We start from the raw sequence: 22,679 nt of genomic DNA, 5'->3' as shown, positions 1-22,679 counted from the left end.
AAAAACTAAAATTATGATACACCTTTTAAGTCCGAATATGAATTTAGATGGTATAATATATTTATTTATTGGTATTATGTTTGGTCCTGCCATTATAATGACAATTATTGGACTTGTGTTGTTAAAAAAGAAAAAAACAGCAGCAAAAGTATTGTTTATCTTATCGGCAGTTTATGTTATTATAAGTTTGGGTATTTGCGGGAGTATGATGGCTTAAAAGCTATATTTAAAATTATAATTAAAGCTCGGGCAAATCAACTATATTTGCCAAATCTTTTTAAGAAGATTGATTGACTATGAAGAACATTAGAAATTTTTGCATTATTGCACATATAGATCACGGTAAAAGCACACTTGCAGACCGTTTATTAGATTATACAGGATCGGTAACCGCTAGAGAGCAACAAGCACAGTTACTAGATAGTATGGATTTAGAACGCGAACGTGGTATTACCATTAAGTCTCACGCCATACAAATGGATTATGAATTGGATGGCGAAAAGTACGTTTTAAACCTAATTGATACACCGGGCCACGTAGATTTCTCGTACGAAGTATCTAGATCTATCGCAGCTTGCGAAGGCGCATTACTTATTGTTGATGCTGCGCAAAGTATACAAGCGCAAACTATTTCTAATTTATATTTAGCTTTAGAAAACGACCTAGAAATTATTCCGGTACTTAATAAAGTAGATTTACCAAGTGCCAACCCAGAAGAAGTTACAGACGATATTGTAGATTTATTAGGTTGCGACCCAGAAGAAGTTATTCACGCTAGCGGAAAAACAGGTTTTGGAGTTGATAATATTTTAAAAGCTATTATAGAGCGTGTTCCTGCTCCAGAAGGCGATCCTGATGCACCGTTACAAGCCTTAATTTTCGACTCGGTTTACAATACATTTAGAGGTATTGAAACTTATTTTAGAGTTTTTAATGGTGAAATTAAAAAAGGACAAAAAATTAAATTCGTTGCTACAAATAAAGAATATTATGCAGACGAGGTTGGTACACTAAAATTAGAACAAGTTGCTAAAAAGAGTGTAAAAACAGGAGATGTTGGTTACTTAATAACCGGTATTAAAACCGCTAAAGAAGTAAAAGTTGGCGATACCATTACAGATTTTGAAAAACCTACAACTAACATTGTTGAAGGTTTTGAAGATGTAAAACCTATGGTATTTGCAGGTATTTATCCTGTTGACACAGAAGATTATGAAGAACTTCGGGCTTCTATGGAAAAATTACAACTTAACGACGCCTCGTTAGTATTTGCTCCAGAAAGTTCTGCTGCTTTAGGTTTTGGTTTTCGTTGTGGATTTTTAGGAATGCTACATATGGAAATTATTCAAGAACGTTTAGAACGTGAGTTTGATATGACTGTTATTACTACGGTTCCCAATGTATCTTACCACGCTTATACCAATAAAGAACCCGATGAGGCTTTTGTAGTAAATAATCCGTCAGATTTACCAGATCCTTCTACAGTTAATCGTGTTGAAGAACCTTTTATAAAAGCAACTATTATAACAAAAGCCGATTTTGTTGGTAATGTCATGTCACTTTGTATTGAAAAGCGTGGACTTATAGTGAATCAAACCTATTTAACAACCGAGCGTGTTGAGTTGATATTTGAAATGCCATTAGCAGAAATTGTTTTTGATTTCTACGATCGTTTAAAAACAGTGTCTAAAGGTTATGCCTCTTTCGATTACCATCCAATTGGTTTAAAAGTGTCGAAACTGGTACGTTTAGATATTTTATTAAACGCACAACCTGTTGATGCACTTTCTGCATTAATTCATGCTGATAATGCACAAAATATAGGTAAAAAAATGTGCGAAAAACTTAAAGAGTTAATTCCTCGTCAGCAATTCGACATTCCTATTCAAGCTGCTATTGGTGCAAAAATAATTTCGAGAGAAACAGTAAAGGCTTTACGTAAAGACGTTACCGCTAAATGTTATGGAGGAGATATATCGCGTAAGCGTAAACTTCTAGAAAAACAGAAAAAAGGTAAAAAACGTATGCGTCAAGTTGGTAATGTAGAAATACCACAGCAAGCATTTATGGCTGTTTTAAAGCTAAATGATTAAAGCTATAGTAGTTTATAATGAACAAAACAATTACCCTCTTATTTTTTATTCTATTTATAAGTTTAAAAAGTTTTAGTCAAAAACAATTTTCTGCGGAGATACTAACAGGTTTTGGTATAAATAAAAACCTTAAACTAGTAAATGAAGATATTGAAGGCTATAACATATACTTGACTCAAATAAATGTAAATTATAAATTTAAGCTATACAAAAACATATTTGCAGAAACAGGTTTAGGTTCACAATGGTATTTTAGCTCTGGTAAAGTTGCTAAATCTAATTTTAAAACCACAAGCTTAAAACTTAATTTGCCTGTTATAATAAGCCACGCTATTCTAAATAAAATTAATATTGGAGTAGGTGTTGCTATAAGTAATAATAAAGATTTTGAAGATTTTGATTTCAGAACAAGTCACAATTTAAGAAGCTCTTTAATTTTTAAAGGAAGTTACGCCATAAAAGAAGATTTTGATCTTGTTTTAATGTTCAAGCATAACCTGTCTGATATCCCTAACTTATATCTTATAAATCAGCCTAATTCAGATCTTTCAATAGGTATTTCCTATAAATTATTTTAATCATGAAAAAAAAATACATCTATTTTTTTTTAATAATCACACTTACTTTTTCTGTTAATTGTTCAAAATACAGGGAAAACCTAACTGAGAATTTTTTAAACTCAGATGCAGTTACTATTTCAGATTTTAATACAGAATTCCCTGTAATTAACATTACCGCTAATCAAGAGGAATTTGATAATATGTATTTAAACTATCTAGACGATGTTGAAATAGAAGCTAATCTAAATTTATACAGAAACAATACACTTTTAATTGAAGATGAATTAGTAGAAATAGAAATAAAAGGAACTGAATCTGCTACTTTTAAACTAAAATCTCTAGGAGTAAAATTTGACGATAGTTTTGATAACGATGATAATACGTTAATAAACCCAGAAATAATATTGCAAAATCATTCATTAAAAAAAGTAAAAGCTTTTAGACTGCGTAATTCTGGGAACGATTTTAAAGAAACATTACTTAAAGACGCCTCGTATACACAACTCGCTATTAATGCTGGTTTAAATCTAGATTTAACTTATCACGAACCTGCTATCGTCTTTATAAACAATGCCTTTTTGGGTATAATGAATTTACGATCTGAAGGCAATACAAATGGCGTATCTAGATTAAACAATACAAAAAAGAAAAATATCACTTTAGCCAAAATTAATTATCCTGGTGAAGTTGAAAAGAAAGATGGTGATTTTGATAGAATTGATAACTTTATAAATGCAATAGAAGAAGAAAACCTAGAATACTTAAAAGAAAATATAGATATTGATAACTTTATAGACTACATAATATTTCAAACTTATATTGCAAACGTAGACTGGCCATATAATAATGTGAGGTTTTATGCAGTTAAGGATGCTCCTTTTAGGTTTGTTGTTTATGATTTAGATTGGGCTAACACAAGAAAAGTTAAAGACCACCCTTTAGATTTTATAAAAAAACCAACTAAATACTCTGCTAAAGACGCTATAAAAAACCCAATAACAGATCTTTTTAATGTTTTATATACTGATGAAACTTTTAAAATGCAATTTAATATTAGATATGAAGAATTATTGAATAACAATTTACTTTCTTCTGAAAAATTTAATAATATAGTTGATAAAAACTTTAACACAATTCATCAATACATGCCAATTCATATAGATAAATATTCAGATATCAATACAATGATAGAATGGTACAGTAGCATTGATTTACTAAAAGAGAACTTTAAGGAGCGAGAAAATCATATAAAATCAATTAAGCCTTTATTTTAACAAAATACCACAGCAAGCATTTATGGCTGTTTTAAAGCTAAATGACTAAAAATAAAAAAAGCTATCCCAACCAAGGATAGCTTTTTTATTTTGTAACCCCAAATAAGGTTAAATGATTAATAGCATTTCAAAAGTATAAAACACTTGCTTCAAACATAAAAGGAAATACCTCAAAAAAAGTAAGGGTTTTTATATAAAGCCTTTTTCTTCTGCTGCCTTTAGTAAATAGCGATCGTCTTTTTTATCTAAATTAAATAGTTCTTTTAACACCCGTTTTCTTTTCTCTAAGGCAGAAACCGAGAGCGGTATAACGTTTGGCAATTCACTCATTTTTGTACCTTTAGATAATTCGTACAACAACTTTCTATCTACATCATCAATAAATATATTATTAGATGTTTGTTTTCGCATTAACTCTATAACAGATTTACTGTAGTATGGTAAATTATTAATTACATTTTCTATTGCCTGTAAAAGCGCTTTAGGATCTAAATCGTTTTTTACTAAAAAGGCGTCTGGGTTAAGACTTTTAAAAATAGAGTTTATTCTATAGTTATCGTTAAAAGTAGTAGACACCATTATTTTGGTATCTGGCAACAATTCAATAACTTTAATACCCAAGTCTTCTCCAGAAATTATTAATCCATCTTTAGAAGGCGGAATTTTAATGTCTAAAAAAACAATATCTATAGGTATACCTTTTACAGCTTCTTTAATTTTTATATATGCAGAATCGCAATTATTAGCAGTATTAATATTAAACTCTATATTAGAATTTTTTGAAGCTACTTGTAATAAAGCTGCCTTATATGCTTCTGTAATTAAAGGGTGATCGTCAATAATTAAAATGTTAAATATTTTAGCCATTCTTTGGATTGGGTATTGATATGTTTATAGTGGTGCCTTTATTAATTTTAGATTGCAAATTAAATGTACCTTGTAATTTAGATACTCTAGATTTTATATTTTTTAAACCTATGCCTTGGTATTTTTTATTAGAATTAAAACCTATGCCATTGTCTTTTATAGCAATATTTAAAGTGTTTTCTTTTTGGTTAAAACTTACCGTAATTTGTTTTGCCTTTGCATGTTTAATTATGTTTTGAACAGACTCTTGTATAATGCGGTAAATAACTACTTTATTGGTGTCTTGTATGTTTTGAAAAACAGAAGGTGTTTCTACTACAATAGAATAATTAAAACCACCTAAAAGGCTTTGCTGGTCTAAAAACTGTTCTAAAATTGTCTCAAAATTGTTTTTCGAAAATATCTTATCTTGCTTAAGCTCGTGCGATACGTCTCGTATTTCTTCTTCTACTTTTTGCAATTCTTTTATAAACGCGTTGTATTGCTTTAGGGTGGTTTCGTCTCCTTTTATATCTAGAAACCCCATACCCATTCTGGTGCCAAATAAATGACTTAAAATACCGTCGTGCATATCTTCGGCTATTCTATGTCGTTCTAGTAAACGCCCTTCTTCTAATTTGGTTTGCTGGTTTAATAAAAGATTATAAATTTCTTGATTTGCTAATTGTTGCTCGCTTTCAAACACCAGTTTATTATTTTTAGAGCGTTGTTGTTTTACAAAAAACAGTAAACCTAAAGATAGAATTACAGATGCTGCTATGGTAGAAATTAATATGTTTTGTGTACTTAAACGCTTGGTCTCTTTTATATACTGGTTGGTTTCAAATTGTATTCTGGCAAATTTATTTCTATTAGCTCTTTCGGTAGCTATTAAACTATCGCTAAGCCTAATGTATTCGTATAAATACGCTTTTCCTTCTTTATCATCTTTTATTTTAGAAAGCTGTTTTAAAGCACGTAATTGTTCTTCATATTCATATATGCCTTTACTTATTTTATATCCTTTTTCAGAATAAAACAAAACTTTGTCTTTCCAGTTTATAGCAGCATAAAAGTCGGACATGTCATTGCAACTTGCTGCCAATTCATATTTTAAATTTAAATCATTAAAAATGTTATGAGCTTTGGTAAACAGTGCATCTATTTTGGTTATATTTTTATCCTTATTTAAATACATGGTATATGCCATATTATTTAAAATAGTAGCATAACTAGCAGGATCTGTTTTAAATAAGGTTTTGTTTTCAAGAAGTTTATTATAAATCTCGAAAACCTTTTGGTAGTTCCCAATCTCTTTGTAAACCACTGCTATATTTATTTTTGTATAAATGGTATTTGGTCTATTACCAACTTGTAGTGCTTTTTGGTAATACTCTATAGCTTTTTCGTATTCTTTAAGATGATCTAAATTTAACCCCAACAGCTCGTACAAATACGATAATATAGTTAAACACGCTTCGTTTTCTTGGCATGTTAACACCACATTAATACCCTGTATTATTGTTGATTGGCTTCCTATATAATCTTGATCGTCTTTTTGTAAATACGCTAAACTTAAAAGCGTATTACTTTGAGATAAAATATAGTTACTTGTTTTTTTACGTTTCTTGTTTTTAAATAACTTTAAAGCATTATAATAATGATAATAAGAGCTATCACTTTTTATTCTATTATTGTGATATAAGCATCCTAATAAATAATTTACATGTCCTGCTGCAAACGAGTCTTTTAACTTGTGCGCTAGTTTTAGGTTTTTATTTAATATCTTTTTAGTTTCGTTAAAATATTTTACATCGTATAAATAAAGATCTGCTAATAGGTTGTTGGAATTAAGAATGGTAGAGTCTACAGCTATTTTATTAGATAACCTAACAGCTTTATTAGCAAAAGAAATTCTAGTTTTTAAAGAAACCTCTTTATTACTTGCTAAATTTCTCCATTTGTTAATACTATCTAGTTGTTTTTTTAATGTAGCATCTTGAGCGTATAATCCAAAAGAAATAATCCATAGTGCAATAATTGAGAGGAGTTTATGCATGTTTTAACAAAGTAGAAAACAAAAATAAGACTTTAAATATTAACATTTGTTAATCTAATATTGTAATATTTATAAAGCACACAACAATAAATTATAAAAAAGCAATCCAAAACCTAATAGTACCCACTAGAAGCTATAAGTAAATTCGATTGAATGATTATAATTAAACAAGCCTATTATTGATTTTTTATTAGTGATAATTTTAATTAATTATCATTCTACAATATTTTCTTTAAAAATGAAAATGTAAGAATAATGTTAATAATATTTTTGTATGTTTATACAAACAGCAAAATTGTAAATGAACATTATTCATATTAGCGCAGAATGTTATCCCGTAGCTAAAGTTGGGGGATTGGCAGATGTTGTAGGTGCATTACCTAAATACCAAAACAATTCGAATAACAGAGCTCAAGTTATCATGCCTTTTTACGATAACAAGTTTACGCAAAACAATACGTTTTCGTCTGTTTTTGAATCTGAATTAATTTTAGGAGAAGACACCTACAATTTTAATATTTTAGTTTTAAAAGATAAGCCATTAGACTTTGACATTTTCTTTGTAGATGTACCTCTATTACTATTTAAAGACTATGTTTATTCTTTTGATGATACATCTAGATTTTTAGCCTTTCAAATAGCAGCCTTAGATTGGTTACTAACCTGGCATGATTTTCCAGATGTTATACATTGTCACGACCATCACACTGGTTTAATACCCTTTATGCTACAAGAAAGTTATAAATACGAGGTGTTTAGAAACATACCAAATATATTAACCATACATAATGCACAATATCAAGGTTGGTTTTCGCATAATAAAGTTAATTTAATACCTCCTTTCAATTTTAATAACGTTGGTTTACTAGATTGGGGCGGTCAAATAAACCCTTTAGCTGCAGCAATAAAATGTGCTTGGAGCGTAACAACGGTCTCTCCAAGTTATATGGAAGAATTAAAATCTAATGCAAACGGATTGGAACATTTATTAAGTGCAGAAAGTGCAAAATGCACAGGAATATTAAATGGAATAGATTGGAAAGTATGGAATACAGAAACCGATACCTATATTAAAAAACAATATACAGAAGGCTCTATAAGTGCAGGAAAAAAAGCAAATAAAAAATATTTGTGCGACACCTTTAATTTAGATATAGACAAACCTTTATTTGCTTTTATAGGTAGATTAGTGGGCGAAAAAGGATCTGATTTATTTCCAGAAGCCTTTAAAAACAGCCTAGAAAAGGGAAATGCCAATATTTTATTACTAGGTTCTGGTAATGATGCTGTAGAAGCAGAATTAGAAAAATTAAAAGCGCCATACAAAGGTATATACAATGCTTTTATAGGCTACGACGAAACCTTATCGCATATTATTTATGCTGGTGCAGATTTTCTTTTAATGCCCTCTAGAGTAGAACCTTGCGGATTAAACCAAATGTACTCTTTAAGATATGGAACCATTCCTATTGTACGAAGCATTGGCGGTTTAAAAGACACCGTTACAGATATAGCCGAAAAAGGTGGCTTTGGTATTTGCCATAAAAACACCGACGTTTTAGAAATAAACGAAGCTATTGATAGAGCTGTAGAACTCTATAAAAACAAAACAATATTTAACAAAATAAGAAAGCAAATCATGAAAATAGACCATTCGTGGGATGCTTCTGCTCAAGAATACATAACTCTATACGAATCAATAAATTAAAACCAACAAAGCATGATAAATAATAAGGTATTAGCCATTATACTAGGTGGCGGACAAGGCTCAAGATTGCATCCATTAACAGAAGAACGATCAAAACCAGCAGTTCCTATCGCTGGTAAATATAGACTTGTAGATATTCCTATTTCTAACTGTATTAATGCAGACATTAAACGCATGTTTGTACTTACTCAGTTTAACTCTGCTTCGCTTAATAGGCATATTAAAGATACCTATCATTTTAGTTTTTTTAGTAGTGCATTTGTAGATGTATTGGCTGCAGAGCAAACACCAGGAAACAAAGGGTGGTTTCAGGGCACTGCAGATGCTGTACGCCAAAGTATGCATCACTTTTTAAGACATGAGTTTGATTATGTTTTAATTCTTTCTGGCGATCAATTATACCAAATGGATTATGAGTTAATGATTAAAGCTCATAAAAAGAGTAATGCAAAAATATCTATTGCAACCATTCCTGTAAATGCAAAAGATGCTACTGGATTTGGTATTTTAAAAGCTGATGAAGATAGTATTATTAAATCGTTTGTAGAAAAACCAGATGCTAGCTTATTACCAGATTGGACATCGGAAGTTAGTGATGAAATGAAAGCCGAAGGTAGAAATTACCTAGCATCAATGGGAATTTACATTTTTAACAGAGATTTATTAATCGATTTAATGGCTGATGATAGTACTATTGATTTTGGTAAAGAAATAATTCCTCAAAATATAGAAAAACATAAAACATTAAGTTACCAATACGAAGGCTACTGGACAGATATAGGTACCATAGATTCTTTCTTTGAAGCCAATCTTCGTTTAACTAAAGATATACCAGATTTCGATTTATACGATAAATCTAAACGTATTTACACCAGAGCAAGAATGCTACCTACCACAAAGGTTTCTGGTACAACATTAAACAAAACGGTAGTTTCTGAAGGTTGTATTATTAGCGCATCTAAAATAGAAAATTCTGTAATTGGTATTCGTTCTAGAATTGGAGACGAATCGAACCTAATAAACACCTATATGATGGGTAGCGACTATTACCAAAGCTTAGAAGATGTAGATAACCCTAACATTAACACACTTGGTATAGGTTCGCGTTGCTTTATTAAAAATGCCATTTTAGATAAAAACTGTAGCATTGGTAACGATGTAAGAATTAATGGAGGAAAACACCTAGAAGATGTAGAAACAGACACTTATGCTGTAAGAGATGGCATTGTAGTTATTAAAAAAGAAGCTGTAATTCCTAATGGGTTTGTACTATAATTATGGCGCAGGTAAAACCACATAGTTTATTTTCAGATTTTGATATTAGCTTATTTAAATCGGGTAAACACTATCGTTTATATGAGAAATTTGGTTCTCATTTAGTAACGGTTGACGGAATAGAAGGCACCTATTTTGCAGTTTGGGCACCAAGTGCAAAATCTGTTTCTGTAGTTGGAGATTTTAATTATTGGACCGAAGGAGAACACCAATTAAACGTACGTTGGGACGAAAGCGGTATTTGGGAAGGTTTTATTCCTTTGGTAGGAAAAGGCAATATTTATAAATATAAAATAACAAGCCATAATAATGGTATAAAAACCGAAAAAGCAGATCCATACGCACGTCGTTGCGAACACCCGCCAAAAACAGCTTCTGTTATTTGGGACGATTCTTATAAATGGAAAGATACCTCTTGGATGAAAAAGCGTAAAAAGCACAATGCTTTAGACGCGCCATACTCGGTATACGAAGTCCATTTGGCCTCTTGGAAAAGACAAGTAGAAGAAGACCGATTTTTATCTTATTTTGAATTGGCAGACGATTTGGTTACCTACGTAAAAGAAATGAATTTTACCCATGTAGAGCTTATGCCCATCATGGAATATCCATACGATCCTTCTTGGGGTTACCAACTTACAGGTTATTTTGCACCTTCATCAAGGTTTGGATACCCTGAAGAATTTAAATATTTAGTCGATAAATTACATCAAAACGATATTGGTATTATTTTAGATTGGGTACCTTCTCATTTTCCTGAAGATGCCCATGGTCTTGGCTTTTTTGACGGATCTAATTTGTACGAGCACCCAGATAGACGCAAGGGCTATCATCAAGATTGGAAAAGCTTAATATTTAATTATGGTCGTAACGAGGTTAAATCTTTTTTAATTAGTAACGCTGTGTTTTGGATGGATCAATACCATGCCGATGGTTTACGAGTAGACGCTGTGGCCTCCATGCTTTTCTTAGATTATTCTAGAGAAGATGGCGAGTGGGAACCAAACATATTTGGCGGACGCGAAAATTTAGAAGCTATTGATTTTTTAAAAGAACTTAACGAAGAAATATACAAATCGTTTCCAGATGTACAAACCATAGCAGAAGAATCTACAGCATTTCCAGGAGTTTCTAAACCCGTATTTCTTGGAGGACTAGGTTTTGGTATGAAATGGATGATGGGATGGATGCACGATACTTTAGAATACTTTGGAAAAGATCCTATTTATAGAAAATACCATCAAAACGATATTACATTTAGTTTAGCCTACGCATTTACCGAAAATTTTATGCTACCACTATCTCACGACGAAGTGGTTTATGGTAAAAATTCTATTTTAGGCAGAATGCCTGGAGATGAGTGGCAACGTTTTGCCAACCTACGTCTATTATACGGTTACATGTTTACACACCCAGGAACAAAACTAATGTTTATGGGGGGCGAATTTGGACAATATGATGAATGGGATTTTCAAGGCAGCTTAAATTGGAATCTATTAGAGTTTGAACCTCATAAAAACTTTCAAGGGTATTTTAAAGCCTTAAACGGACTTTATAAATCTACACCAGCCTTGTACGAAAAAGGATTTTCTGGAGAAGGTTTTGAATGGATAAGTTATGATGACCACGAAAATTGTGTAATATCTTATATTAGAAAAGGAAAAGTTGCTAAAGACGATGTGGTTGTGGTTTGTAACCTATCTCCTACTGTACGAGAAAAATATAGAATAGGACTTCCTGTAAAAGGCAAAATTTCTGAAATTTTTAATAGTGATGCTCAAGAGTTTGGAGGCAGCGGTATAGGTAACCCTAAAAATATAACCATAAAAAAGAAACCTTGGAATGGTAAAGACTTTTCGGCAGAGGTTACATTATCGCCACTAGGCATAACCATTTTTCAGTTCAAATAATCAAAAATTAATGTTTTAGTAATTATCTGACTGAAACATTGATGTTTATATAATATTAGGTCTGTTTTTTTAATAAAAACAGACCTTTTATACATCTAAAAATTAGTAAATTCGTTACTCATATTAACTAGCCCACTATGATTTTAAATACCGAATTAGAATATAAAGGGGACATGTTCCCTTCAACCATAACAACTTATACAAAAGATGTAGATGTACTACATTTTTCTACAGCAAATAACGTTATTCTTCAACTTACTGTTTTAAGAGATAGTGTACTTAGATTTAGGTATACTACTGTTGGCAAATTTGGCAAAGATTTCTCTTATGCTATTGATGAAGATGCTAGTAGAGGTTATAATCATCTAGAAATTTCTGATGATGATGAAAAATATATTATTACAACTTCAAAATTAATTTGTCACATCTTTAAATCAGATTTAAGAAAATCTATTTATGATGCTAACGACAATAGTATAATTTGCGAAGACGAAAAAGGTTTCCACTGGGAAGAAAGTTACGAATTAGGTGGCGATATTGTAAAAATGAGTAAAGCTGCTCAAAATGGCGAAAGTTATTACGGGTTAGGCGACAAACCTCAACATTTAAATTTAAAAGGACGTCGTTTTGAAAATTGGGCAACAGATTCTTATGCCTTTGGAAAAGATACAGACCCAATTTATAAAGCCATTCCGTTTTACACAGGCTTACATAATGGGAAATCTTATGGTATTTTCTTTGACAATACCTTTAGAACATTTTTCGATTTTTGTAGCGAACGCAGAAATGTAACGAGCTTTTGGGCACAAGGTGGAGAGATGAATTACTACTTTATCTACGGACCCAAAATGCAAGATGTAGTTACTAGCTATACCGACTTAACAGGTACGCCAGAACTACCACCTTTATGGGCTTTAGGTTACCACCAATGTAAATGGAGTTACTATCCAGAATCTAACGTAAAAGAGGTGACTCAAAAATTTAGAGATTTAAAAATTCCTTGTGATGCTATTTATTTAGACATCGACTATATGGAAGGTTTTAGATGTTTTACTTGGAGCGAAAATTATTTTCCAGATCCAAAACGTATGGTAAAAGAACTAGCAGACGATGGTTTTAAAACCGTAGTAATTATAGATCCAGGAATTAAAATTGATAACGAGTACAGCGTTTTTAAAGAAGGATTGGATAACGATTATTTTTGTAAACGTGCCGATGGCCCTTACATGAAAGGAAAAGTATGGCCTGGAGAGTGTTACTTCCCAGACTTTACCAGACCTGTAGTAAGAGAATGGTGGGCAGGTTTATTTAAAGAACTTATTGAAGATATAGGTGTAAAAGGTGTGTGGAACGATATGAACGAACCTGCAGTAATGGACGTTCCTGGAAAAACTTTCCCGTCAGATGTACGTCACGATTACGACGGAAACCCTTGTTCTCACAACAAAGCACACAACATTTACGGTATGCAAATGGCTAGAGCCACTTACCATGGCGTAAAAAGGTTTAACTACCCAAAACGTCCATTTGTAATTACACGTTCTGCTTACTCTGGTACGCAACGCTATACATCAACCTGGATGGGAGATAATGTTGCAACTTGGGAGCATTTACAAATAGCAAATATTCAAGCACAACGTTTAGCCTTATCTGGTTTCTCTTTTGCGGGATCGGATATTGGAGGCTTTGCAGAACAACCAAATGGCGAATTATATGCACGCTGGATTCAGTTAGGTGCATTTCACCCATTTTGTAGAACACACTCTTCTGGAGATCATGGCGATCAAGAACCATGGGCTTTTGACGAAGAAGTTACAAATGTTGTTAGAAAATTTATAGAAATTAGATATCAGTTATTACCGTATTTATACACTTCTTTCTACCAGTATTCAGAAAATAACATTCCAATGCTAAAATCTTTAGTGTTATTCGATCAAGAAGATAACCAAACACACTATAGAATAGATGAATTTATTTGCGGAAACCAATTATTAATTTGCCCAATTAACGAGCCAAATGCCAAAGGAAGACGCATGTACATACCTAGAGGTGAATGGTATAACTATTGGACAAACGAAATAGTTTCTGGAGGTAGAGAAACTTGGATTGATGCCGATTTAGATAGTATGCCAATTTTTGTTAAAGCAGGAGCGGTTATTCCTAAATATCCAATACAACAATATGTAGGAGAAAAAGAAATAGACCAATTAACTCTTGATGTATATTACAAAAACGGAAAAGAAGATTCTGAATTATATGAAGATGCAGACGATGGTTACGATTACACAAAAGGACGTTACAGTTTGAAAAAATTTAATGTAGCTGGATCTGAGGACAAGTTAATTATTAGAATTCATAAAAGTGGTAAATACATAACATCGTACAGCACATTTAAAATTAATTTACTTGGCTTACCATTTGATGTAAAATCTATAAAATTAGATAACGAATATATAGACTTAGAAGAGGTTAGTTTTAAAGACAACACATTAGTAGTTTCTAAAGAATTTACAAACCTTCAAATTAAAGGATAAAGAATAAAATTATTGAAATTATTAAAAAGCTTCTTTGGTGTTATAATCAAAGAAGCTTTTTTTATATATTACACTCATAAACAACACTATAAACAAAAATGACACATCAAGAATTACAAAATTCAGATTATAGAATTAGAAAATTAATAGGTATTTTGGGTTTATGTCTTCCATTTATTTTAATTTTTGCAAAAGGTGAGTTATTAGCCTCTATAAGTCATTACTATTATAGCACATTATCGTCTTTATTTTTTATTATAATACTATCTGCTTTTGGTTTATTTTTAATCTCTTATAAAGGCTATAAAAAAGATAAAACTAACGAAACCATAAGTGATGATTTAATAACCAATATAGGAGGCTTAGCAGCTCTTATTGTTGTTTTTATACCCACACGATGCATGGATAGTACAAGTATGGCTATAGATCTTATTTGCAAGAGCGAAAACTACCCTTTGTTTGGGCACAACAACATGCTTAAAAGTGGTATTCATTTAGGTAGTGCTGCTGTATTTATTCTTTCTATGGGGTGGATGTCTCGTTATAAATTTACTAGAGATGTAAACGATAGTAATAATAAACTATACCGCATTTGTGGTCTTTTAGTTTTTATATCTGTAGGCCTTATAGTCTTGCTTATTGTATTAGAAAAACTAGGTTTAGATACAAAAACTATGTTTTCTAACTATTACGTATTTATTTTTGAAACAACTGCAGTTATTCCGTTTGGTATCTCGTGGCTTGTAAAAGGCAAAGTACTAGACGATGTAAAACGATTAAAGGCTAAGTTTTTATAATTTTTAAGTTGATATAAAATTGTTTTCTACACTTTTTCTACATCAAAAGGTTTTCCTAAATACACTAATTGGTAACCTTCTTCAATGGTATCTATATCTAAACTATAAGACGAAATAATATGTAATTCTCCTTCATTATCCTTAATAAACAACGGAATAATATCTTTATCATTATTCGTTATTTTTATAAGCCCTTCATAATGTTCTTTATCATCTAAATCAATTTCTTGTATAGAAGGGAATCGTCTTGTTAATTCTATTAAAGATGTAAAATCGTCTTTATGCGAAAACAGTCCTTCTTTTGGGTTATTTGTATCGTCTAGCATTTCTTCGGTTGTAACTAACCTAAACGAACCATTTTCTCCAAACTGTTTACCAAATTTATTAATAGCGTATTTGTTAATATCAGAATTTACGGTTAAAGCCATTAAATAACCAATGTCGTTTAACTCTATATTATCTAATAAAGTATCAGAATATATATTTGTAGCAATAGCTTCTAGGCCTAAACTTTTAGCTTTTTCTATATTTTTCTCATTACTATCAATAAGTACTACATGTCTATTATTACTTTCTAAATAATGCCCTAAAAGCCTAGAAACTTTTGATGCACCAACAATTAAAATTCCGCCAGACTTATTAAGAAACACACCAACAAACCTAGCAAAAAGCCTTGCTGTAGTTGCATTTAATAAAACGGTACCCAAAACAATCATAAAAACAAGAGGCGTAATATACTCTGCCCCTTCTACTCCATTTTTGGCTAATTTTAAACCAAATAAAGAAGCTATACCTGCAGCTACTATACCACGAGGCCCAACCCAACTAATAAAAATCTTTTCGTTTAATTTTAATAATGAGCCTTGCGTGCTTAAAAAGACTCCAATAGGTCGTATTACAAAAGCAACCAAGGCAAATAAAATAAGTGTATTCCAGTTATAAATTAACATTAAATCGTCTATGTTAATATTTGCAGCAAGTAAAATAAATAGAATAGATATAAGTAATACACTTAAAGATTCTTTAAAATAAAGTAACTCTTTTAAATATGGCGAATTCGAGTTACCAAGTACCATACCCATAACCACAACAGCTAATAAGCCAGACTCGTGCGCAAAACTATCAGACAAAACAAAAACACCTAAAACCGAAGCCAAAGCAAACACGTTTAGTAAGTAATGAGGCACTAATTTTTTGTTAATAGCAAAATTTAAAGCATGAGCAAATGTATAACCAAAGGTAGAGCCAAAAAGTACAATTTTACCAAATTCTATAGATGCTGTTTTGGTAAACTCTCCGCCAGCGTCTACACTTATAAACTCAAAAACCAATACCGCTACCAAAGCACCAATAGGGTCTATTAAAATACCTTCCCATTTTAAAACAGTAGAAATATCTTTTTTAAGAGGTATGTTTCTTAAAATAGGTGTTATAACCGTTGGACCAGTAACTATAATTAATGCAGAGAATAAATACGAAATTTGCCAGCTTAAATCAAAAATATATCGTGCAGCCATAGCTGCTCCAAAAAAAGTAACGATAGAACCTAAGGTAATAAGCTTTGTAATTACAGGACCTACATTTTTAATTTCGCTTAATTTTAAAGTCAGTCCACCTTCAAACAAAATAACACTAATAGCAAGCGATACAAAGTAAAAGAGACTCTCTCCAGGAAAAAGGCCCTCTGTACCATTCCATATGGGTTCTATCCATTTGGTGCCATCTTCGCTTAAAAAAGCAGCAGCAATAGGTCCAACAAGTAAGCCTATTAATATTAATGGTAAAATAGCTGGAATTTTAAATTTCCAAGCTACCCATTGCGCCAATATTCCTAAAATTATAATACCTGCTAGTTCTATCATATCTCTATTTTACTATAAAAAAGACTAAATTAAGTAAAACAGATGGTTATTTTTGAAGTCATCTTCAAAAAATGCTATATTACCACTTCTAGTAAAAAAATATAACATCAGTGTCTATAAAGACTTTTAAAAGTATTGGTATAGGTGTGGCATATTCACCTAACTTAAAGGCAAACCTCTTTGAAGCAGCTAGATTAGCTGTTTTTTTTAAAGCTAAATTATTTTTAATTCATGTTGGAGAAGCATCAGAAGATAAAAAAAACATGCTTCGTGTTATTCTTAAAAGTTTTGAAAAAGATAATTTAGATTACGAGGTTGTATTTAAAAAAGGAGACCCTGTAAATGTTATTCTATCCACTTCCGAAGAAAAAAAAATAGACTTACTAATACTTGGTGCTCTACAACGCGAACGTTTTGTAAAATACTACATTGGCTCTATTGCTAGAAAAATTACACGACAAGCAAAATGCTCTGTTTTGCTATTAATAAAACCATCGGTAAATCGTGTAGCTTGCCAACACATTGTTGTTAATGGTTTAAAAGACCCTAAAACAGCACAAACCATTAAAAGGGCTTTTTATGTAGGCCATAAACTTAAATCTCAAAAAATTACAATTGTAGAAGAGATTAATAAAGAAGAACTAGCTGTTAAGGTTGAAGATGATAAATCGCTTAGAAGAGCCACCATAATGAAGGAGCGTATAAAACTAAGAGAAAACCTAAGAATTAAAGAAATAATAGAACATATACCAAAACAATACACCGAGAATATAGTTGTAAAATCGCAACCTATTTTTGGTAAAAAAGGCTATTCTATTGGCCATTATGCCCAAATTTCTCGTGCCGATTTATTAATAATGAATGCGCCTACAAAAATGACTTTTTGGGACCGTTTATTTCCTCACGACATCGAGCATATTTTAACCGAATTACCAACCGATGTGTTAATTTTACAATGAGTCCAAAAAAAAATAATATAAAACACTTTTTAAGCGCTTTACCTAGAAATATATTTTCGGGTTTTGTAGTAAGCCTTATAGCATTACCCTTGGGCTTAGGTTTAGCTATGGCCAGCGATGCTCCACCAATAGCAGGTATTATAGCTGCAGTAGTTGGCGGTATTACAGTATCTATTTTAGGAGGAAGCCATGTTACTATTACTGGTCCGGGTAACGGACTAGTAGGCGTGCTACTTGTTGCCATTACAACTTTAGGTTTACAAAATGCTTATATAGCTATACTCTTTTCTGGAGTGCTATTAATGCTTTTGGGCTTTTTTAAAATGGGTAAACTAGCCGATTTTTTTCCCTCGTCTGCCATTCAAGGTATGCTTGCTGCTATTGGACTTATTATTCTTGGTAAGCAGTTTCATATAATGCTAGCGCATAAAATTAAACGCGAAGACACTATAGATTACCTTTTAGAAATACCCTTTACAATAAACGATGCTGTACATTACGGTAATAAAGGTTTAATTTTTGCATCTCTAGCTGGTGTTATTAGCTTAGCTATTATGCTCTTTTATTCTAAAATTAGAAATAAATATTTACAGCTTATTCCTGCACCAATGTGGATTGTTTTACTATCTATTGGGTTTAGCTATTATTTCGAAATGTGGCTACACGAGCCCAACCCTATTGCTAAAGATTATATGATTTCTGGCATACCCTCTATTCAAACTATTATTAACGATATACCAATACCTAACTTTAATGGTATTTGGAGTTTTTCGTTTTGGGGAAGCGTTTTAGCACTAACTCTTATTTCTAGTATAGAATCGCTTTTAAGTATTAAAGCTGTAGATAAATTAGACCCAGAAAAAAGAAGATCTAACGTAAATAGAGACTTAAAAGCTCTAGGTTTAGCAACCATTGGTAGTAGTTTATTAGGCGGTTTAAATGTGGTAACCGTAATAGCGCGTAGCTCTGTAAACGTTAATAACGGAGCCAGCAACAGATCTTCTAACTTTTTTCACGCTGTATTTTTGGTTTTATTTATTGTATTATTTAGCACACAACTTACAAGAATACCACTACCAGCTTTAATGGCTATTTTAGTATATACAGGTTATAAACTAGCTGCGCCAACAGTAATAACTAAAATATTTTTTATTGGTAAAGAACAACTTATTATATTTTTTGTAACTCTTATTGTTACCTTAAAAATTGGCTTAATAATAGGTATTCTTGCTGGTGTTTTGGCTACCCTTATTATTCATGTAGTTATAAATAAAAGTCTTAGCTTTTTTGTAAGAAACGTGTTAAAACCTAATGTTTTAATGTATCAAGAAACAGGAGAACAGCAAAATTTTTATATCAGTGTAAAACATTTTTGTAGCTTTTTAAATTACTACAAGCTTAAACAACAATTGGATGCGGTGCCAGAAGACCAAGATGTTATTGTAGATTTTTCGCTTTGCCAATTTGTAGATCATACGGTTATGGAAAACATTAATAATTATCAAGAATTGTTTGATAAACGAGGTGGCCATTTCGATGTTATTGGGCTAGATATGCACGATACAGATTCTAAACATCCGTTTGCTTTAAGGCGTATGTTACCTGTGCCAAAAATTATAAAAAACAACCTTACTAGACGTCAAACTAGTATAGAAAGTTTGGCGAAAGAGTACCAATATAATTATAGCTCTAAAAAAGTAAAAAAAGTATCGCATTTAAATAATTTTCAGTTTTTTAAAACAAAACATATTAATCATGTTTACAACAAGTTATCGCATAAAGATAAAGCAATGAAGCTTTTTGATATCGAATTTTCTGAAGGTGAATTTATAGCAAAAGAAGTGGTGAGATGTACCATGCTACATATTAATTTAAATAAAACAATTCCGGAATTTACATTAGACAAAGAGGGTTTTTTAGAAAAAGTTTCGGCACTTGCAGGTAATAAAGATATTGACATTAAGAATCACAACGATTTCTCTAAGCGTTTTCATCTTTTAGGCGATAATGAAACCGGAATTACTAAGTTTTTTAATAACGATATTACAAATTTCTTTGAATGTAACCCGTATTATCATGTAGAGTCTAACGGAGAATCTCTCCTTATTTTTGGTAAAGAACGACTTGCTAGCGTTAAAGAAATTAAAGCTTTATTTGATTTTGGTAAACGATTAAAAGTTGCTATTAAAGGAAGTGATTAAAAATGACAATTAATCAAAAAGAAATATGGAACAAGATTTAAAAATAAAAAAAGATGCTTAATAATAAGTCAATCATAGCTTGTAAACTAATCCTTTTTCTATAATGAATTATAAAATTTTAGTTGATTCCAAATCGTTATACGAATTTGCAGATGAGAAAACGCGTCTATCGGTATTTAACGCTTTAATTCTTAGTGGTAAAACTACGAATTATAAGTTTGAAGAATCTCTTAATATACAAGTTCAAAAGAATATTCCTGATTCCAATTTAGAATCCGAAAGAAAGCCTGTTCAGTTTATGACTGTAGGTGGTAAAATTTTTATTTCTCAAACCATAAGAAACATCTTTGAAAGCCATAAAGTAATTGGGGAATATTTTAGTGCTCAGGTAAAAAAAGAAGGAATAGCTTTTAATGAAAATTATTATCTGTTTAACCCACTAGTGGGAATTGATTGTTTAGATTACAAAAATTCTACATATCGCAAAGAGTATGATGATTGGAGTAAGTTATATAACATTTCTCAAATTTCACCTTTGAAAATTGACGAAAAAAAAATCCCAGACAATCCATCTTTATTTTTTTTGGGACAATTTCCAAATAAAGAAAATAATAATAGAATTTTAGATAGTATCATTATTATAAGGAATGATTTGGCAAAAAAATTACTAAAATCTAAATTAGTGGGAGTTAATATTTTCGAAATTGAAAAATATGAGCGTAGTTGGAAATGGAAATGAATGGAAAAACAGTACGCAAAAGCCTGTTGCCAACAATTTGAGAACCCATTTTAGCCTAGATCTCAGAAAACCTGCTGAAGTACATTTGAATCCAAATATCAAATACAAATTCTATAGAAAAAATAATGAAAATTTACCCGAACTTACGATTTAAGAACCGAGAATTTTAACTAAAAAAGAGTTAATCTATATCAGTATAATACAAAGAAGCTGATACTAAAAAAGGAAATTTAGTTTTCTATGATTATAGAAAAGATAATAATTCACCTATTCTAATTTACCAAACAAGTGTATTGCTTGATAAGGAAAAAATAAATATGTTTGATGCAGAAATTAGACAGATTTATGCAAATGAATTTAATGAAAGGTACAATTTTATAGAGTTTTCACCGAATTAAAAATCTTCAGTTTATACTTTAGTTATTATATAGAATTTAGGATTAAAAAAAAGAGACACTACCTAAATTTAATAGTATAATGCCTCTTATATAAACTATAAAGCAAGCTTAACATTTTCTAAAACTAAATAACAGCCTTTCTACCTCTTAAAAACTCAACAATTGCAATAATAACTACACTTGCTCCAAACAAAGGGAATACTATAGCTAAAACAATAATAATTGCTACAATACCATAACTTGCTTTAAACGATTTTGGCACCTTTGGTGTACTCCATTTTTTAGGTTCTTTTCGTTTTAAATACGATACCAAACCAGCAATAGCTACAAAAGCTAATAAAATGGCCACACATAGCATTACAAACCAGTTCCAAAGTCCAAATTGCCCTTGATGAAAAGCCATAAACCACAAACGACCACGCATTAAAACACCAACATCTTCCCAATTATGACTTATAAGTTGCTTACCAGAATACTGATCGAAATGAAAACGCTTTTGTGCTCCCAAATCAAACGTTGTGTTGTAGATGCTGTAAACACCTTTAGGGTTACTAGGTAAACCAATACTAACTTCGCCTTTTAAATGCATAGACTTAGCTAAAACAACCATTTCGTCTAGAGTAATTGCTTCTCCTTTTATGTTAGATTGTATACCTCTAGCGCTCCATGTTTTAGGAAAACCTGTATTTGTAGCGTCTTGTAACCATTTAAAATTAGCACCAAAAACATCGGTCCATGGCATGCCTCCAGCCAAAGTTATTAACAACAATACAGATATCCAAAAGCCAAAAACGGTGTGTAAATCTCTGTAGAGTGTACGTTTTCCTGCGTTAAATCTAATTTTAAAAAAGCCTTTTACACCTTCTTTTTTGTTTGGCCAAAACACATAAACACCTGTAATAATTAATACAAACATCCAGCTAGCAACCAACTCGATTATTTTTGTACCAAACTTACCCAAAAGTAATTCGCCATGTAGTTTTCTAACCGTATGCATATTAGAGTTTTTCGGACTTATTTTACCCGACACCTCAGCTTTATATGGATTTATATACACACTACTTTTATGGCTAAACATACCCGAAGAAAAAATAGTAGCTTGATTAGCTTTGGTTGGTATAACCATACTAAAAGGTGGTTTATGTAACTCTGGTTTTGCCAATTCCCATTGTTTTTGATAAGAAATAGCTTCCTTTTCAACTTTAACTGTTTTAATATGTGCTTGTTTTGGCGCATCGTATTTATCTTTAAATAAATATATACCTCCTGTAATGGCTAATAAAATAACAAATGGCATACTAATAAGACCAGCAATAAAATGCCATTTCCAAAGCCATTGGTTTAGTTTTCTGTTTTTCATAAAAAATGATATTTAAAAGAAGCTGCCAGTAAGCCTTTAATAATATTAAGTACTTTGAAACTAAAATTAATTAATAGCGTAAAAAATAATTCTAAAGCTTAATA

General features: G+C 31.2%; 16 protein-coding genes. 12 read left to right on the top strand and 4 right to left on the bottom strand.

From position 1 onward, the window contains the following. Nucleotides 1-13 precede the first annotated feature (13 nt). From ABD715_RS06595 to ABD715_RS06580, 4 genes are all read left to right on the top strand, one after another. Nucleotides 14-217, top strand: coding sequence for a hypothetical protein (locus ABD715_RS06595; RefSeq protein WP_344787333.1), 204 nt, complete (start codon nucleotides 14-16; stop codon nucleotides 215-217). 79 nt (nucleotides 218-296) lie between these two features. After that, entirely contained in the window at nucleotides 297-2,093 is a 1,797-nt protein-coding gene (lepA, locus tag ABD715_RS06590) for a translation elongation factor 4 (RefSeq protein ID WP_344787332.1), read from the top strand. Between the two features lie 17 nt (nucleotides 2,094-2,110). After that, nucleotides 2,111-2,671 carry a hypothetical protein gene (locus tag ABD715_RS06585; protein ID WP_344787331.1) on the top strand — a complete coding sequence of 187 codons (561 nt, stop codon included), beginning with the start codon at nucleotides 2,111-2,113 and terminating at the stop codon, nucleotides 2,669-2,671. Nucleotides 2,672-2,673: 2 nt separating this feature from the next. Then, on the top strand, nucleotides 2,674-3,927 hold the full coding sequence (locus tag ABD715_RS06580; RefSeq protein ID WP_344787330.1) for a CotH kinase family protein: 1,254 nt from the start codon (nucleotides 2,674-2,676) through the stop codon (nucleotides 3,925-3,927). A 189-nt stretch (nucleotides 3,928-4,116) separates the two neighbouring features. Here ABD715_RS06580 and ABD715_RS06575 read toward each other — a convergent pair whose 3' ends face one another. After that, a complete protein-coding gene (locus ABD715_RS06575; protein WP_344787329.1) occupies nucleotides 4,117-4,794 on the bottom strand; it encodes a response regulator in 678 nt (225 codons plus the stop codon). Further along, nucleotides 4,787-6,832 carry a tetratricopeptide repeat-containing sensor histidine kinase gene (locus ABD715_RS06570; RefSeq protein ID WP_344787328.1) on the bottom strand — a complete coding sequence of 682 codons (2,046 nt, stop codon included), beginning with the start codon at nucleotides 6,830-6,832 and terminating at the stop codon, nucleotides 4,787-4,789. Before ABD715_RS06570 ends, ABD715_RS06575 begins: the two co-directional genes overlap by 8 nt. 301 nt (nucleotides 6,833-7,133) lie before the next feature. On the opposite strand from ABD715_RS06570, the gene ABD715_RS06565 reads away from it, so the two are divergent. From ABD715_RS06565 to ABD715_RS06545, 5 genes are all read left to right on the top strand, one after another. Continuing rightward, the gene (locus ABD715_RS06565; RefSeq protein ID WP_344787327.1) at nucleotides 7,134-8,540 is read left to right on the top strand and encodes a glycogen synthase; all 1,407 of its coding nucleotides are present in this window, start codon (nucleotides 7,134-7,136) and stop codon (nucleotides 8,538-8,540) included. 12 nt (nucleotides 8,541-8,552) lie between these two features. After that, entirely contained in the window at nucleotides 8,553-9,815 is a 1,263-nt protein-coding gene (locus ABD715_RS06560) for a glucose-1-phosphate adenylyltransferase (RefSeq protein WP_344787326.1), read from the top strand. A 2-nt stretch (nucleotides 9,816-9,817) separates the two neighbouring features. Then, nucleotides 9,818-11,725, top strand: coding sequence for a 1,4-alpha-glucan branching protein GlgB (gene glgB, locus ABD715_RS06555; protein ID WP_344787325.1), 1,908 nt, complete (start codon nucleotides 9,818-9,820; stop codon nucleotides 11,723-11,725). A gap of 137 nt (nucleotides 11,726-11,862) precedes the next feature. Further along, nucleotides 11,863-14,259, top strand: a complete 2,397-nt coding sequence (locus ABD715_RS06550; protein WP_344787324.1) for a glycoside hydrolase family 31 protein — start codon at nucleotides 11,863-11,865, stop codon at nucleotides 14,257-14,259. A gap of 98 nt (nucleotides 14,260-14,357) precedes the next feature. Continuing rightward, nucleotides 14,358-15,056 (top strand): hypothetical protein, encoded by a 699-nt coding sequence (locus tag ABD715_RS06545; RefSeq protein WP_344787323.1) that lies wholly within the window; start codon nucleotides 14,358-14,360, stop codon nucleotides 15,054-15,056. A 26-nt stretch (nucleotides 15,057-15,082) separates the two neighbouring features. Here the strand turns inward: ABD715_RS06545 and ABD715_RS06540 are convergent, their stop codons facing one another. After that, nucleotides 15,083-16,918: a cation:proton antiporter gene (locus ABD715_RS06540; RefSeq protein WP_344787322.1), complete on the bottom strand. Its 1,836-nt coding sequence runs from the start codon at nucleotides 16,916-16,918 to the stop codon at nucleotides 15,083-15,085. 110 nt (nucleotides 16,919-17,028) lie between these two features. Here ABD715_RS06540 and ABD715_RS06535 point away from each other — a divergent pair, with 110 nt between their 5' ends. The 3 genes from ABD715_RS06535 (at nucleotide 17,029) to ABD715_RS06525 (ending at nucleotide 20,817) form a co-directional block, all read left to right on the top strand. Continuing rightward, on the top strand, nucleotides 17,029-17,877 hold the full coding sequence (locus ABD715_RS06535; RefSeq protein ID WP_344787321.1) for a universal stress protein: 849 nt from the start codon (nucleotides 17,029-17,031) through the stop codon (nucleotides 17,875-17,877). Beyond that, on the top strand, nucleotides 17,874-20,078 hold the full coding sequence (locus ABD715_RS06530) for a SulP family inorganic anion transporter (RefSeq protein WP_344787320.1): 2,205 nt from the start codon (nucleotides 17,874-17,876) through the stop codon (nucleotides 20,076-20,078). Before ABD715_RS06535 ends, ABD715_RS06530 begins: the two co-directional genes overlap by 4 nt. A 103-nt stretch (nucleotides 20,079-20,181) precedes the next feature. Further along, nucleotides 20,182-20,817, top strand: a complete 636-nt coding sequence (locus ABD715_RS06525) for an imm11 family protein (RefSeq protein WP_344787319.1) — start codon at nucleotides 20,182-20,184, stop codon at nucleotides 20,815-20,817. 522 nt (nucleotides 20,818-21,339) lie between these two features. On the opposite strand, the gene ABD715_RS06520 is transcribed toward ABD715_RS06525, so the two are convergent. Then, entirely contained in the window at nucleotides 21,340-22,575 is a 1,236-nt protein-coding gene (locus ABD715_RS06520; RefSeq protein WP_344787318.1) for a PepSY-associated TM helix domain-containing protein, read from the bottom strand. Between the last annotated feature and the right edge of the window lie 104 nt (nucleotides 22,576-22,679).

Origin of the sequence: Postechiella marina, assembly GCF_039538365.1 — a bacterium.
Lineage (GTDB): Bacteria > Bacteroidota > Bacteroidia > Flavobacteriales > Flavobacteriaceae > Postechiella > Postechiella marina.
This window is presented reverse-complemented; position numbering and strand designations above follow the sequence as displayed.

Bases quoted from the DNA above. Each gene is read 5' to 3' on its own strand.
- ABD715_RS06595 (WP_344787333.1), top strand. From the start codon at position 14: ATGATACACCTTTTAAGTCCGAATATGAATTTAGATGGTATAATATAT.
- lepA (WP_344787332.1), top strand. From the start codon at position 297: ATGAAGAACATTAGAAATTTTTGCATTATTGCACATATAGATCACGGT.
- ABD715_RS06585 (WP_344787331.1), top strand. From the start codon at position 2,111: ATGAACAAAACAATTACCCTCTTATTTTTTATTCTATTTATAAGTTTA.
- ABD715_RS06580 (WP_344787330.1), top strand. From the start codon at position 2,674: ATGAAAAAAAAATACATCTATTTTTTTTTAATAATCACACTTACTTTT.
- ABD715_RS06575 (WP_344787329.1), bottom strand. From the start codon at position 4,794: ATGGCTAAAATATTTAACATTTTAATTATTGACGATCACCCTTTAATT.
- ABD715_RS06570 (WP_344787328.1), bottom strand. From the start codon at position 6,832: ATGCATAAACTCCTCTCAATTATTGCACTATGGATTATTTCTTTTGGA.
- ABD715_RS06565 (WP_344787327.1), top strand. From the start codon at position 7,134: ATGAACATTATTCATATTAGCGCAGAATGTTATCCCGTAGCTAAAGTT.
- ABD715_RS06560 (WP_344787326.1), top strand. From the start codon at position 8,553: ATGATAAATAATAAGGTATTAGCCATTATACTAGGTGGCGGACAAGGC.
- glgB (WP_344787325.1), top strand. From the start codon at position 9,818: ATGGCGCAGGTAAAACCACATAGTTTATTTTCAGATTTTGATATTAGC.
- ABD715_RS06550 (WP_344787324.1), top strand. From the start codon at position 11,863: ATGATTTTAAATACCGAATTAGAATATAAAGGGGACATGTTCCCTTCA.
- ABD715_RS06545 (WP_344787323.1), top strand. From the start codon at position 14,358: ATGACACATCAAGAATTACAAAATTCAGATTATAGAATTAGAAAATTA.
- ABD715_RS06540 (WP_344787322.1), bottom strand. From the start codon at position 16,918: ATGATAGAACTAGCAGGTATTATAATTTTAGGAATATTGGCGCAATGG.
- ABD715_RS06530 (WP_344787320.1), top strand. From the start codon at position 17,874: ATGAGTCCAAAAAAAAATAATATAAAACACTTTTTAAGCGCTTTACCT.
- ABD715_RS06525 (WP_344787319.1), top strand. From the start codon at position 20,182: ATGAATTATAAAATTTTAGTTGATTCCAAATCGTTATACGAATTTGCA.
- ABD715_RS06520 (WP_344787318.1), bottom strand. From the start codon at position 22,575: ATGAAAAACAGAAAACTAAACCAATGGCTTTGGAAATGGCATTTTATT.